This is a genomic window from Actinacidiphila sp. bgisy144 (genome assembly GCF_057708105.1).
This window is the reverse complement of the sequence record NZ_JBYIRM010000010.1, coordinates 1-12929: the sequence shown is the minus strand read 5'-3', so window position 1 is coordinate 12929 and position 12929 is coordinate 1. Positions and strand designations below refer to the sequence as shown.

At 72.3% G+C, this 12929-nt stretch carries 12 protein-coding genes and 1 pseudogene; 6 read left to right on the top strand and 7 right to left on the bottom strand.

The annotated features are described in order from the left end of the window. Nucleotides 1–165 precede the first annotated feature (165 nt). On the top strand, nucleotides 166–465 hold the full coding sequence (locus tag AC3EVP_RS13875; protein WP_435129846.1) for an FCD domain-containing protein: 300 nt from the start codon (nucleotides 166–168) through the stop codon (nucleotides 463–465). Here the strand turns inward: AC3EVP_RS13875 and AC3EVP_RS13870 are convergent. The 3 genes from AC3EVP_RS13870 to AC3EVP_RS13860 form a co-directional block, all read right to left on the bottom strand. Then, on the bottom strand, nucleotides 392–877 hold the full coding sequence (locus AC3EVP_RS13870) for a carboxymuconolactone decarboxylase family protein (protein ID WP_435129843.1): 486 nt from the start codon (nucleotides 875–877) through the stop codon (nucleotides 392–394). The two genes, AC3EVP_RS13875 and AC3EVP_RS13870, sit on opposite strands and share 74 nt — an antisense overlap. Then, entirely contained in the window at nucleotides 874–1338 is a 465-nt protein-coding gene (locus tag AC3EVP_RS13865) for a MerR family transcriptional regulator (RefSeq protein WP_335979804.1), read from the bottom strand. Before AC3EVP_RS13865 ends, AC3EVP_RS13870 begins: the two co-directional genes overlap by 4 nt. A 134-nt stretch (nucleotides 1339–1472) precedes the next feature. Beyond that, nucleotides 1473–2447: a helix-turn-helix domain-containing protein gene (locus AC3EVP_RS13860; RefSeq protein ID WP_435129840.1), complete on the bottom strand. Its 975-nt coding sequence runs from the start codon at nucleotides 2445–2447 to the stop codon at nucleotides 1473–1475. 159 nt (nucleotides 2448–2606) lie between these two features. Here AC3EVP_RS13860 and AC3EVP_RS13855 point away from each other — a divergent pair, with 159 nt between their 5' ends. Next, the gene (locus AC3EVP_RS13855; RefSeq protein WP_435129837.1) at nucleotides 2607–6770 is read left to right on the top strand and encodes a S53 family peptidase; all 4164 of its coding nucleotides are present in this window, start codon (nucleotides 2607–2609) and stop codon (nucleotides 6768–6770) included. 72 nt (nucleotides 6771–6842) lie between these two features. Here the strand turns inward: AC3EVP_RS13855 and AC3EVP_RS13850 are convergent, their stop codons facing one another. Continuing rightward, nucleotides 6843–7790, bottom strand: coding sequence for a DUF389 domain-containing protein (locus tag AC3EVP_RS13850; RefSeq protein ID WP_435129834.1), 948 nt, complete (start codon nucleotides 7788–7790; stop codon nucleotides 6843–6845). A gap of 288 nt (nucleotides 7791–8078) precedes the next feature. Between AC3EVP_RS13850 and AC3EVP_RS13845 the strand changes: the two genes are divergently transcribed. Both AC3EVP_RS13845 and AC3EVP_RS13840 read left to right on the top strand, forming a co-directional pair. After that, nucleotides 8079–8246 carry a hypothetical protein gene (locus AC3EVP_RS13845; protein WP_335979796.1) on the top strand — a complete coding sequence of 56 codons (168 nt, stop codon included), beginning with the start codon at nucleotides 8079–8081 and terminating at the stop codon, nucleotides 8244–8246. Then, entirely contained in the window at nucleotides 8243–9715 is a 1473-nt protein-coding gene (locus tag AC3EVP_RS13840; protein WP_435129831.1) for a glycosyltransferase, read from the top strand. The genes AC3EVP_RS13845 and AC3EVP_RS13840 overlap by 4 nt, the downstream gene beginning before the upstream one ends. A gap of 40 nt (nucleotides 9716–9755) precedes the next feature. On the opposite strand, the gene AC3EVP_RS13835 is transcribed toward AC3EVP_RS13840, so the two are convergent. Next, a complete protein-coding gene (locus tag AC3EVP_RS13835) occupies nucleotides 9756–10091 on the bottom strand; it encodes an ArsR/SmtB family transcription factor (RefSeq protein ID WP_335979791.1) in 336 nt (111 codons plus the stop codon). 143 nt (nucleotides 10092–10234) lie between these two features. On the opposite strand from AC3EVP_RS13835, the gene AC3EVP_RS13830 reads away from it, so the two are divergent. Then, complete coding sequence (locus AC3EVP_RS13830; RefSeq protein WP_435129827.1) at nucleotides 10235–10528, top strand: muconolactone Delta-isomerase family protein; 294 nt, start codon at nucleotides 10235–10237, stop codon at nucleotides 10526–10528. Nucleotides 10529–10652: 124 nt separating this feature from the next. Here the strand turns inward: AC3EVP_RS13830 and AC3EVP_RS13825 are convergent. Together AC3EVP_RS13825 and AC3EVP_RS13820 are read right to left on the bottom strand one after the other, a co-directional pair. Then, nucleotides 10653–10871: pseudogene (locus AC3EVP_RS13825) on the bottom strand (isochorismatase family protein); the annotation flags it as partial. 150 nt (nucleotides 10872–11021) lie between these two features. Beyond that, nucleotides 11022–11627 carry a TetR/AcrR family transcriptional regulator gene (locus tag AC3EVP_RS13820; RefSeq protein ID WP_435129824.1) on the bottom strand — a complete coding sequence of 202 codons (606 nt, stop codon included), beginning with the start codon at nucleotides 11625–11627 and terminating at the stop codon, nucleotides 11022–11024. 322 nt (nucleotides 11628–11949) lie between these two features. On the opposite strand from AC3EVP_RS13820, the gene AC3EVP_RS13815 reads away from it, so the two are divergent. After that, nucleotides 11950–12750 (top strand): SDR family NAD(P)-dependent oxidoreductase, encoded by an 801-nt coding sequence (locus tag AC3EVP_RS13815; protein WP_435129821.1) that lies wholly within the window; start codon nucleotides 11950–11952, stop codon nucleotides 12748–12750. Nucleotides 12751–12929: the final 179 nt, after the last annotated feature.

The following is a 12929-nucleotide window of genomic DNA, read 5'->3' as shown; positions in this document are numbered from 1 at the left end:
AGAGTGAACGTGAGGGAAACGCAGCCGTCTCCGACGTCCCTTCCGCCGACCCCGAACGGCACTGTCTCGTATATGAAACGGCGCGGTCAGCGGCGGGGAGCGGACGCCTGTATTCCGTCGTACCGTCGCCGGCTGGATGGGTGATGCACCGTCAACTGCGCCCCGGTGGCCGCTGGCCGCGCTACCCACTCCCGGCACGCGCTGGAGGAGGCCGCCGCCGCGCTGGACGCCGCCGACCGTGCCGAGGACGCCGCCGACCGCTCGCTCGCCAACCGCGCCTTCCACCGCGCCCTGTACGCCGAGTGCGGCAACCCCCTGCTGGTGACGTCCCTCGACGAGCTGCGCGACCAGACCGCCCTGGTCTCCAGCGCCGCCTGGTCCCGCCGGGGGGTCAGCGGGTGTCGTCGCTGTCGTTGCTGTCGTCGTCGCGGTCGCGGTCGGCGAAGACCTCGCGGGCGGCGGTAGTCGCGTTCAGGGCACGGGGGAAACCGCAGTAGACGGCGGCGTGGAGGAGCGCTTCGGTGATCTCCTCGCGGCTGATGCCGACGTTGAGGGCGGCGCCGATGTGCACCTTGAGCTGGGGCTCGCAGCCGCCGAGGGCGGTGAGCGCCCCGAGGGTGACGAGTTGGCGGCTGCGCGGGTCGAGGCCGGGCCGGTCGTAGATGTCGCCGAAGGCGAAGGCGGCGACGTGGTGGCCGAGGGCCGGGCTGATGTCGGCGAGGGAGTCGATGACCGCCTCGCCCGCGTGCCCGTCGATGCGGGAGAGCACGGACTGCCCGTGGCGGCGCCGGGCGAGGCTCTCGGGGCTGTCGATGTCGTGCTGGGCGGTGGGCTCGGCGGCGGCCTGGGCGGTGGACTGGGCGGTGGCGGCGGTCATGGCCGGGGGCCTTCCTGGTAGGTGGCGATCTTGTACTCGGTGGCGGCGAGGGCGAGTTGCAGCTGGGCGATCTGGGAGCGCAGCGTGTCGCGGTGCTCCAGCAGCATGTCCATGCGCTCGGGGACGGTGTCCTGGCCGAGGTCGACCAGCTCCACGTAGTGGCGCAGGTCGCTGATGGGCATGCCCGAGGTGCGCATCCGGGTCAGGAACACCAGCCGGCGGACCGCCGCCGCGTCGTAGCGCCGGTGCCCGGCCGAGTCCCGCGGCACGCGGACCAGCCCGATCCGTTCGTAGTACCGCAACGTGTGGGGGTTGACCCCGAGGTGCTCCGCGGTGGTGGCGATGTCCCACTCGGCCGCGTCGTCGTCCCGTGCGAGCTCGCGCAGCGCCTCCGCGGAGACCCCGCCGGGCGGGTCCACCGCCAGGCGCAGGGCCTGCCGCAGTGCTTCGTCGTGTTCCATACCCCGGACCGTAGGGGTGTGAGCGCGCTCAAACGCAAACCCCCACGCGTGCCGCGCCGGGCCCGGCCTGCGGGCGCAGCGCGCCCCGCCCCCGCCCCGGCCTCGCCGCCGTCACGCCCTGGCGCGCCCCCCGTTCACAGCCAGCCGCGGCGCATCGCCTGGGTGCCGGCCTGGAAGCGGCTGGTCGCGCCGAGCCGGTTCAGCAGGTGCGCGATACGGCGGCGGAAGGTGCGCTGGCTGAGATCGAGCTGGCGGGCGATGGCCTCGTCCTTCATCCCGGCGTTCAGGAGTTGGAGCAGCGCACGGTCCTCGGGGGAGATCTCGGGATCGACCGGTTCGGCCGCGTCGGCGGCGGCGAAGACGGGCGTGGCCACGGCCCAGTGCGCTTCGAAGAGTTCCACCAGGGCGTCACTGAGCCCGGAGCGCCGGACGTACGCGGCGGTGGTGCGCTGCCCCGCGTCGGAGCCGGTGAGGGGGAGGATCGCCTCGCGCCGGTCCACGACGATCAGCTTGGTCGGCACACGCGGGAGCACCCGGGCCTGCTCGCCCAGAGCGATCATCTCGCGCAGGACCCGGGCCCGTTCCGGCAGCGCCAGCACCTCGGTGGCGTACGCGGCGCGCACGCTCACGCCGCGTGCCAGGGCGGCCCGTTCGGACGGGGACGTGGTGTCGCCCGGCGAGACGTAGGGCGGCGCGTCGAAGGCGAGGATCTCGTCCTCCGCGCTGTTGACGAGCGACCCGACCCGCCGGGTTATCTCGTTGGGCCCCTCGATGACCTCCACGAGCAGACGGGGATCGGCCCGCAGTTTGCGCTCGTGGTAGTCGGCCGCGTACGTCTCCACCGAAGCGGCGACCCGCTCCAGTTCGCGCTGGCGTGCACGGATCAACCCGGTCAGCCCGGTGCGGGGATCGACGGGTTCGTAGCGTGCGGGCCGCCCCGGGTGGCACTGTGCGAGCCCTGCCGTCACGAGGCCGTCCAGGGCCTGGCGGGCGCGCGCGGGCGCCAGATCGAGCAGGCCGGCCAGATGGCCCACGGTCAGCTGCTCCTCACGGAGCATCACCCCGTAGGCCCGCTCGGCCACCTCGTCGAGTCCGACCGGCTCCAGCATCGCGGCTCCTTGCGTCCCATTGCCCGGAAATGACCGCCGGACAGGTGGCCTGCTGCGGACAACGGCCGGAACAGGCCACCGGGTTCGTCCCCATCACCGGCGGCTGGCTGGAAAGGTACAGCCACCCCCTCTCGCGGTGACAAAGGAGTGACGGTTCGGATGAGATCCGCAGGCCAAGCCCTACGCGGCGGCGCACTGGCCGCTGCCCTGGCGGTAGCGACGGCGCTGCTGTCCGCACCGGCGGCGCACGCCGCCCCGGCCGCGCACGGACCCGTGCGTCTGAACGCTGCCAAGTTGGCGGAACTGAGCGCGAAGTACACCCGCAGCGCCGACGGCACCTCCGGGTTCGTCGCCGCGGCGGCGTCGGGAGACGCCGCGTCCACGTCGTCGACGGCCGCCTCCTCGACGGCCGCCCCCTCGTCGACCGCCGTGTCCGGCACGTCGGCGGCCCCGGCGACGACCGCCATCGACCAGTCCACGACCTGGGAGAGCGCGCGCGGCTCCGTCTCCACCCTGGCCCTGAAGGGCACCGGGGACTGGGTGGCCCTGTCCGCCGGCGGCTCCGTCACCCGCTACGACGCCCACGGCGACCCGGTGTGGCAGCGCACCAGCGGCTCGCTCTACGACGACTGGAAGGTGGCGCCGGCCAACTCCTACCAGCCCCAGGCGTTCACCCCGGTGATGTCCGAGGGCTACAACCCCTACGAGCCGTCGTCGTCCGGCCGGCACCCCTTCGCCCAGGCCGACTTCAACGCTGACGGCGTCGCGGACGTCGCGGTCGCCTACTCGGTGGGCCAGTACCCGGCCCGGCCCTTCACCTCGCCCGGCTCCGACCTGCCGTCGGGCACGTTCGTCAACGTGCTCGACGGCCGCACCGGCCGCATGCTGTGGCACCAGCTCCTGCCGGGATACGTCGGCTCGCTCCTGGCACAGGACGGCAAGCTGATCGTCGCCGACACCACAGGACCGGACTGGGGCGACGACCCGGTGGCCACCCAGGGGGACAGCCGCAGCTCCCTGCTCGCCTACTCCTTCACCGCGCGCAAGAGCGGCGACCTCGCCGCCGAGAAGGCCTGGACGTACAGCACCGGCGCGCCCTGGGCCGACTGGACGGACATCGAGCCCCTGAACGACGGCCGGATCACGGTCGGTTGGACGGACACGCCCTTCGGCCTGGGCAACCCGAGGCCGGCGGCCGGCCACGTCCTGGTCGTGAGCACGGCCGGCGGCAAGGCCCTGGTCGACACCAGGACCCCGGGCTACCCGCGCATCCTCCAGCAGGACCCCGGCTCGGACCGGGTGCTGGTCGCCGAGCAGAACGACCCCTACGACGCGGTGCGGTGGGACCTGACGGCGGTGGACGCGCGCACCGGCGCGCGGACCGTACTGGCCTCGCGTGACAACACCATCCCCGAGGACTTCGTCGTCAACGGCCAGGCCCACGGCAAGCAGGCCCGCTACGCCGTCGCGGAACTCGGCATCAACGCCGACCTGAGCGACGGGCAGAGCACGATCTCCGGTTGGGACGCAGGCGGCGACACCGTGTGGACCCGGCAGACCGCCAGCACCGTCGGCAACCCCGACGCGCCCACCCTGTCGCTGGCCTACGACGCGTCAGGCCACGGCCAGGTCTACGCCGCCGTAGCCGACAACGTCGCGGACAGCGCGTCGGAGCCGGAGGGCGTCTACCACACCCAACTGCTCGCCGTGGACGCCCGGAACGGCTCCCTCGAGTGGCGCCGTGACGGCGACGTGACCGGCGACCAGGTGACCGCGTACCGGGGCGGTCTGCTCAGCGTCGGGCTGGACCTCAACGCCTGGACGCTGGACAAGGCCGACGGCAAGGCGGTCGACCTGCCGCTGTTCAGCGAGAACTACGGCGCGGCGTCCGTCGACGCCAACGGCGACGGCGTCAAGGACCTGATAGTCGGCGGCCAGAGCCACGGTGTCTTCGCCCTGGACGGCCGCTCCCTGAAGAACGCCACGCCGACCGTCCTGTGGCACACCGCCGTCAGCGCGGCCGTCCACCAGATCCAGGTGGCGAACGTCGCCGACCGGCACGGCAGGACCGCGCCGCACGTCGTGGCCGCCACGTCCCACGGCTTCGCGGTGCTCGACCCGGCCACCGGCAAGGTCGGCGCCGACATCACCACGGGCTCCTTCCAGTACGGCCTGGCCGTCACCAGGGGCGAGATCGTCGCGACCGGTGCGAGCAGCGTCGCCGCCTACACCGCCGACGGCTCCCGGACGTGGCAGTACCGCCCGGCCGGCGTCGGCAGCAAGCAGGTCGTCTACTCCACCCCCGCCACCGACGGCCGGGGACGGCTCTTCCTGGAGTACGGGGGCGCCCGGTCGGCCTTCGGCACCGGCCCGAGCGACCCCGCGCCGACCGCCGTGGCCCTGGACGCGGGCACCGGCACGCAACTGTGGAGCGAGCAGCCCGCAAACACCGATACCGCCTCGGCCACCTGGATACAGCAGCAGGCCGGGGCCTTCGCCGGCACGGCGATCCCCGGCACCGGCGGCGCGGGGGTGGCGTTCGCCTTCGGCGGTGACAAGCCCGCCACCGGCAAGCACCGGGTGCAGATCGTGGACGCGGCCACCGGCAAGGTCGTCTCCGAGCACGACTCCACCGGAGCCAACACCTTCCAGGGCTTCGCCGCCTCGGCGAAGTACGGCCTGGTCGAACTGCACTCCTTCCAGATGACGGTCTACCCCGCCGACGGAAGCACGCCCTACGACGTCGGGACGCTCCCGAACAACCAGCAGGGCCTCTTCGCCACCACCACGGGCGGGAAGGAGACGTTCGTCGGGGCCGTCGGCGGCCTTGAGCAGTACGACCAGCCGTTCCCGAAGTCCGACGACTACCTCTCCAGCACCAGCGAGGACTTCTCGCTCTACGCGGGCACCGCCACCGCCGTGGACCTGACCGGCGGCCAGGCCACCGACATCGTCGGCCTCCCGCTGGACAACGCCGCCTACGACCTCACCCTGAGCACCGGCGGGTTCGGCGCCGACATGATCGCGGTGGACAACTACCCGCACGGCGTGACGGTCCAGCAGGTCACCGACACCCCGCAGCCGGCCGGCGCCGCCACCCGCTCCGTCCAGCCGCGAAGCGGCAAGGCACCCAGGGACCTGGCCGCCAAGCAGAAGGGCGGCCAGGGCGACAGCGCGACGGCCGCCACCCCGTTCGCAGGCGCGACCCTGCCCACCACGGGTACCGCCACCCCGTCGCTGGAGGTCAAGTCGACCGTCGCGGCCCGGGCGGACGACACCGACGAACCCACCAGGGGCTACACCCCGCAGCAGATCCAGGCCCGGCTGGGACTGACCGGCAACGGCACCGGACAGAAGATCGCCATCGTCGACGCCTACGACTACCCGACCGCGAAGGACGACCTGAACCACTTCGCCGGCCACTTCGGCCTGCCGCAGACCTGCGACAGCGTCCCGGCCGGCACCGACTGCTTCGACTTCCAGCAGGTGTACGCCGACGGCACCCGGCCGGCCGCCGACGCCAACTGGGAGGAAGAGGAGGCCCTCGACATCGAGTGGGCGCACTCCGTGGCGCCGCACGCCGAGATCGTCCTGGTGGAAGCGGCCGACGCCTCCGCCGCGGGGCTCTACCAGGCCGTCGACAAGGCCGCCTCGCTGCACCCGGCCGCCGTCAGCGACAGCTGGGGCATGCCGGAGTTCTCCGAGGAGTCCTTCTACGACGGCCACTGCGCGCTCAGCGACTCCGTGTGCACCCAGTCCACCGGGGACGCCGGCTACCCGGCCGGCTACTCCAGCACCAACCCCTACGCCCTGGCCATCGGCGGCACCAGCCTCCAGTTGGACGCCGACGGCACCACCCTCGGTGAGACCGCCTGGTCCTCGACCGGCGGCGGCCTCAGCTACTTCGAGAAGCGCCCGGCCTACCAGAAGGGCGTGCAGGGCGCGCAGTACCGCGCCACCCCGGACGTCAGCTTCGTCGCGGACCCGAACACCGGCGTGGCCGTCTACACGAGTGCCGGCGGAAGCCCGGTGTGGATGGAGGTCGGCGGCACCAGCCTGTCCGCGCCGTCCTGGGCCGCCGTGATCAGCGCGGCCGACCAACTCCGGGCCCAGGCGGGCAAGGCGCCGCTGGCAGCGGCCGGACCGCAGGGGGACACCGCCCACACCGATGTGTACGCCCTGGGCTCCCGGCTCGATGACGTCACCTCGGGTTCCAACGGCCTGTGCGGCGCCGAGTGCACCGCGGGCCCCGGGTACGACACCGTGACCGGCCTCGGATCTCCGCTGGCCGGCGTCGACACCGCGCTCGCCGCGATGAGGTGACGGCCCCCGGCCGGGCCGCCCCTGTCCGGGCGGCCCGGCCGGATGCCGCGGGCCCGGGTGTCCCGGGGGCTGTCAGCGTTTGGCGGCTGCCGCGGTGCGCTTGCGCTGCTGGTGCCAGACCTGTTTCTGGATCAGCATCGTGAGCAGGCCGGCCACGATGATGCCCGCGAGGTTGAGGGCCAACTGCCATGCGGAGCCGAGCACTTCGTGCCAGGAGGTGTAGGACAGGGCGAGCGCGGCGTTCGCGGCGGCCGGGACCGTCGTCACGGAGATCGCGACGCCGACCAGCGCGCCGGACTTCGCCGAGGTCAGGGAGAGCATCCCGGCGATGCCGGCCAGCAGGGCCACCACGAAGGAGTCGGCGGTCGGCTGCCAGATGAACTGGGTGGCGGGGTGCGGCCGGTCGAACTGCGAGCGGCTGAACAGCCCGAGCAGGTCGAGGAGCGCGCCGAACGCGCCGGTGACCAGCATCGCCGTCAGGAACCCGATGACCAGGGCCTTGGCCGACTGCCGGACGAGCCTGGCCCTGCGGAGTATCAGCCCGGTGCAGATCCCGGCCAGCGGACCGAACTCCGGACCCACCACCATCGCACCCACGATCAGGATGGAACTGTCCAGCATGACCCCGTAGGCGGCGAGCATCGTCGCCACGGAGAGGAACGCGAGATACGTGACGGTGAGGGTGGACTCCTCCTCGGTCAGGTGCGCCATCGAGTCCCACAGCACCGCGTCCGCGCCCTCTCCGGGGGCGGCCCGTTCCGCCGCGTCCGATCTGCGGGACAGCGTCATGTCGACGGAGTCCACCGCGATCAGCCCGTCCTCCTCCAGACCGAGCCGGCGCAGCCCGGTGAGCAGCGGGTCCGCCGCCTCGCGGGCGACGTCACAGGTCACCACGTCACCGGGCGGGTCCAGGGCGGCGCCCTTGAGCACGGTCAGGTGGGTCGCGCCCACGGTCGCGGTGATCAGCTCGGTGGCCGCGCCGGTACGGTCCGCGGGGACGATCAGGCGGAACTGGAGCACGGAGCCTGCCTCCTGCGGGCGTTCGGTGACGGCGCGGCGACCCGTCGCCGCCGTTCTGCCGGCTCGCAGTCTAGGCGACCTCCAGGCACGACCCGCGCCTCGTACGGAACACCGCGACCCACACGACGCCCCCGAAGTTCTAGGCCATGGGAACGAACGATCGACCCGCACGGCACCCGGGGCGACCCGCCGGGGAACTCCTCCGGAGCAAGGCGCGGCCGACTGGGCTCGATCGGTATCGCCCGAGCCGTCCATACCGCGCGCCTCCCGCGACGAAGGGGAAGACGCATGTCTGAGGGGCAGTTGGCGAAAACCGGCGCAGGGCTGGGCACCGTCACCGTACTGGGGTTCGCCGTCGGTGAGATGTGGCTGCTCGCCGTGGCCGCCGCGATCGTCGTGACCGGCGTCGTGATGCTGCGGCTGACATGGCGGCGCAACCGCCCCGCCGGATCATGAGCGGGAACGAACGGCGCGGCAGCGGCACCGGCCGGCGACGCGTCCCCAGGCAGTTCGGCACGAACCGCGTCAGACCCGTCTCCGCGCGCGGCCGCCGCCTGCTGGCCGCGGCCACCGTCACCGCGCCGGCGCTCGGCTATCTCGTCCTGCGCCGGGTGGACGCCTTCACCTCCCTCGGCGGCGGGGGCCGGCCTCCCTTCGTCCTCCTGTACTCCCTGACCTGCCTGTGGCTGCTGTGGCAGACGCTGCTGGCCTACGCCGAACGCCCGTACCGGGCGTCCCCGGAGCAGCAGGCCGTCCTGGACGCCGCCCACGTCTGCGTCCTGGTCCCCGTCTACAACGAGGACCCGCTGCTGCTGCGGCGCTCGTTGCAGTCCCTGCTGGACCAGACGCGGCTTCCGGACTCGGTGAACGTCACCGACGACGGAAGCAGCGTCGGCTACGAGGCCGTGCGGGAGTGGTTCGAACCGGCCGCGGCCGATGCGGGCGTCCGGGTCGTCTGGCAGCGCACCGACAACCGCGGCAAGCGGCACGCCCAGCTCACCGCCGCCGGAGCGAGCCCGGACGCGGACTACTTCGTGACCATCGACTCCGACGCCGAACTCGACCGGCTCGCGCTCGACGAACTGCACCAGCCCTTCACGGACGCCGAGGTGCAGTCGGTGGCCGCCGTGGTCCTGTCGACCAACGCCCACACCAACTGGCTGACCCGCCTGTTCGACCTGTACGCGGTCAGCTGGCAGCTCAACGAGCGCTCCGCGCAGTCGGTCCTGGGCTCCGTCGTGGTCAACACCGGGTGCTGCGCCTCCTACCGGGCGCAGGTGCTGCGGGACAACGCCGACGCCTACCTCAACGAGACGTTCATGGGGCGGCCCGTCACCTTCTCCGACGACTCCCTGCTGACGCTCCTGGCCAAGCTCCGCGGCAAGACGGTCCAGCAGCCGACCGCGTTCGCCCGCGCCACCATGCCGCAGAACCTCAGCCACCACCTCCGCCAGCAGATCCGCTGGATGCGCGGCTCCGCGATCCGGTCCTTCTGGCGCGTGAGGTACCTCCCGCTCAAGGGCTACGCCTTCTGGAACCAGGCACTCAACTGGTTCATCACCCTGGCCACCGCCGCGGTCTTCACCTGGTTCATCATCCTGCAACCGATCAGCAGGACAGCCCCGCTGGCGATCCTTCTCCTCATGCCCATCGCGCTCGGCTACCTCCACAGCCTGCGCTACCTGGCCATCCGCCCCGACAACGAACGATTCCGCACCCGACTGCTCGTCTTCGCCTGCGCCCCCCTGATGACCCTGTGGAGCCTCACGGTCCTGCGCGCCGTGCGCTGGTACGGCCTGGCGACCTGCGCCCGCACCGGCTGGCTCACCCGCGAGAACGTGGAAGTGTACGCAGACGGCGCGGTGCCCCTCCCCTCCGGCCCGCACCGCACCGCGGCGGCGGCCGCACCGCGGGCGTCCGACTGACCGGCATCGCGACCACCGTCTTGCTTCGGGGAGCGGCGCCCTACCTCGCCGCTCCCTCGGCCTCCGCCTCGTGCGCCGCGTGCACGCGCAGTACGTTCTCCACGACATCCGGAAACCGCTGGAGCGCCTCGTCGCGCAGGGACACGAAACACCGCGTCCCCTCCATGCGGTGCCAGGTAAGGCCCGCTTCCCGGAGCGTCCTCATGTGATGGCTGACGGTCGAGGGCCCTACTCCCAGCTGGAAGTCCTCCCGCACGTGCTCCCGGTGATCGGACAGCACCGTCATGATCCGCAGCCGAGCCGGGTCGCCGAGGGCGGACAGGACCTGGGCGAGCGGAATCCCCTGCGGATCGGGGTGACGCAGCTGACGTGGCATAGGGACAGCCTACATACATCGATGTTCGACGAATATCGATGTATGGTCGATCCGCATCCGCCGCGGACGCTGTCGCGGGCTCTGTCGCGGACCCACGTCCGCCGGATGCGGACCTGCCACCCGAAGGAAGGGAACACGAGGCGATGGACTTCCTCGTACGCATCAACACCTCTCGCGCATCCGAACTGCCCCCCGGTGAACGCGAGGACCTCATCAAGCGGGAGCGCGCCCGCGGACGCGAGCTCATGAGCCAGGGCGTGCTGCGCCACTTCTGGCGCCTGCCCGGTCAGCGCGCCAACGTCGGCATCTGGACCGCCCCTGACGCCGACGCCCTGGAAGAGGCGCTGGAGAGCCTGCCCGTACGCCCGTACGCCGACATCGACATCACGCTCCTTGCCACGCACCCCATGACGATCGAGGCCGCGGCCGCGTCCTGACGAACGCGCCACCAGGGATGCCGCCGGCACCACTGGCGGGCATCCGCGGCGCGGAGCGGCGCCCCGCCCCCTCAGGGCGAAGGCGCCGCTCCGCGTCAGGAACGCCCGCTGCGGAGCGTACGGTTCACCCCTTGCGTACGAGGGTCCGCAGCTCGTCCGTGGTGATGAGGTGGGCGCGGGAGGGGAAGACCTTGGTGATCAGGGTGGAGTGCGCCTCGGGGTCGTAGTCGGCGACACCGTCGGACAGCACGTAGTCGCGGTCGGCGGCGTCGAGCAGGGTGGACAGGACGACGCCGCTGGTGGTGACGCCGCTGAGGACGAGGGTGTCGATGCCCCGGGCGCGGAGCTTGTCCGCAACCTGGAAGCGGCGACCCGGCCGCGACCGGAAGACCGATGATCTCGGGCGGGCGGGTAGGCGAGGGCCGCTGTCGCCGCGCTTCCAGACCGGTCAGCACTGGCCGGAAACGTCCCGCGCCTGTCCGCCGCACGCCCCCTATGGCAGCCAGCACTCCAGTGCCATGTCCGCGACGTCCTGGAGTTCGTCGCGGCTGAGGCCGCTGGCGGCCTGGACGGCGATGCCGAACGCCACCGTCATCACGTGTCGGGCGAGCCGTCGGGGGTCGGCGTCGCGCGGCAGATCGCTCTCGTCGACGGCCCGCCGGAAACGCTCCTCAAGGCGCAGAGCGCCGGTGTTCCGCCACTCGACCAGCATGTCGTGCGCGGGACGCCCCGCTTCGCTCGACGCCAACGCGCCCTGCACGCCCAGGCATCCCGCAGGGCAGCCCGGGCGTGTCGTGGTCCGGACCGCTCCATGGAGGATCGCCTCGGCCACGCCTCGTGCGGTCGGCTCCTCGAGGGCGCGCGTGCCGTAGTCGGCCGGGCCCTCGCTGTAGCGCTCCAGGGCTTTGCGGAACAGTTCCTTCTTGTCGCCGAAGGCCGCGTACAGGCTCGGCTTCGTGATGCCCATGGCCTTGGTCAGATCGGTGAGGCTGACCCCTTCGTATCCCCGCTCCCAGAACAACTGCATGGCGCGCTCAAGCGCCTCGTCGATGTCGAATTCCCGAGGCCGACCCATGACGACGTTCCGCGAACCAGCCATGTGTGCAGGCTACTCCACTACGAGCGGCGATCTGGGCTGAAATGTATACCGATCGGACTAGAAGACGTATGCCCTTGCATGCCCTCGGTTCCCACCCGCGACGGCGGTCGTCACGGGCTTCGCGGAAGGCGCCGTCGCGGGTCGCCCGCGGTCGCGTGCGGCACACCCGCATCGCCGGCCCCCCGACTTCTATTCCGGTCGGAATAGAAGTCGGGGGGTCGAGGTTCCCCCTCCGTGGACGCCGCCGCGAGCGAGCAGAGCGGGGGAGCGTCCACGTCATCAGCACCCAGTCCCGCCCGATCGCGGGCGACAGAGAGGCACCATGTCTGACACCGACCTGCGCGACATCGAAGCGCTCGACGCCCGTAAGCCCGACGGCATCGCTGTCGTCACCGGCGGCAGCCGCGGCATCGGAGCCGCCATCGCCGGCCGTCTCGGCGCCGAGGGGTACACCGTCGCAGTCCACTACCGCCAGGACGAGGCCGCCGCGGCCGACGTCGTGGGGAAGATCGTCGCGGCCGGTGGCGCGGCGTTCTCCTTCGCCGCCGACCTGGCCGAACCCGACTCCGGCACCGCCTTCTGGGCCGCCTACGACGCGGCCGCGGGCGAGTTGCGCGACGCGCCCGTGCGGATACTGGTGAACAACGCCGGGATCGTCGTCGACGGCGTCATCGAGGAGACCTCCGCCGAGGACGTCAACCGCCTGCTGCAGATCAACGCCACCGCGCCATTTCTGATCATCAAGGAAGCACTGCCGCGCCTGGCCGACGGCGGACGCGTGGTGAACGTCTCCTCAGGCGCCGCCCGCCTCCCCATGCCCGGCATCGTCGGATACACCATGTCCAAGGGAGCCCTCGAAGCTCTCACGGGCCCGCTCGCCCAGCACCTCGGCCCGCGCGGCATCACCGTCAACGCCATCCGCCCCGGCACCACCGACACCGACATGAACGCCCACTGGTTGCGCGGGAACTCCGAGGCCATCGCCGGCCGCGTCGCGGCCCGCGCCCTCCGCCGCATGGGCGATCCCACCGACGTCGGCGATGTCGTCGTCCTTCTCGCCTCCCACGACGCCCGGTGGATCACGGGCCAGATCATCGACGCCACCGGCGGCGAGCGCCTGTAGCCGGCACCCCTCCGCGGACAGGGGCGTGCACCGCCGCTACGGCGACGCGGAGACCGGCGTCGTAGACGCGGTGCACGCCTGCGGCCGCGGCGGCTTGATGACCGGCCGGGAAGTCCGCGTCCGCGGCGGCGCCGGCCAGGTCTCGTCCCGGGGGGGGGGGGGGTCCCCACCCAACGCAC

Excerpts from the sequence above, each read along its gene's own strand:
- AC3EVP_RS13870 (WP_435129843.1), bottom strand. The coding sequence starts at position 877 with ATGACCGCCGCCACCGCCCAGTCCACCGCCCAGGCCGCCGCCGAGCCC.
- AC3EVP_RS13865 (WP_335979804.1), bottom strand. The coding sequence starts at position 1,338 with ATGGAACACGACGAAGCACTGCGGCAGGCCCTGCGCCTGGCGGTGGAC.
- AC3EVP_RS13860 (WP_435129840.1), bottom strand. The coding sequence starts at position 2,447 with ATGCTGGAGCCGGTCGGACTCGACGAGGTGGCCGAGCGGGCCTACGGG.
- AC3EVP_RS13855 (WP_435129837.1), top strand. The coding sequence starts at position 2,607 with ATGAGATCCGCAGGCCAAGCCCTACGCGGCGGCGCACTGGCCGCTGCC.
- AC3EVP_RS13845 (WP_335979796.1), top strand. The coding sequence starts at position 8,079 with ATGTCTGAGGGGCAGTTGGCGAAAACCGGCGCAGGGCTGGGCACCGTC.
- AC3EVP_RS13840 (WP_435129831.1), top strand. The coding sequence starts at position 8,243 with ATGAGCGGGAACGAACGGCGCGGCAGCGGCACCGGCCGGCGACGCGTC.
- AC3EVP_RS13835 (WP_335979791.1), bottom strand. The coding sequence starts at position 10,091 with ATGCCACGTCAGCTGCGTCACCCCGATCCGCAGGGGATTCCGCTCGCC.
- AC3EVP_RS13830 (WP_435129827.1), top strand. The coding sequence starts at position 10,235 with ATGGACTTCCTCGTACGCATCAACACCTCTCGCGCATCCGAACTGCCC.
- AC3EVP_RS13820 (WP_435129824.1), bottom strand. The coding sequence starts at position 11,627 with ATGGCTGGTTCGCGGAACGTCGTCATGGGTCGGCCTCGGGAATTCGAC.
- AC3EVP_RS13815 (WP_435129821.1), top strand. The coding sequence starts at position 11,950 with ATGTCTGACACCGACCTGCGCGACATCGAAGCGCTCGACGCCCGTAAG.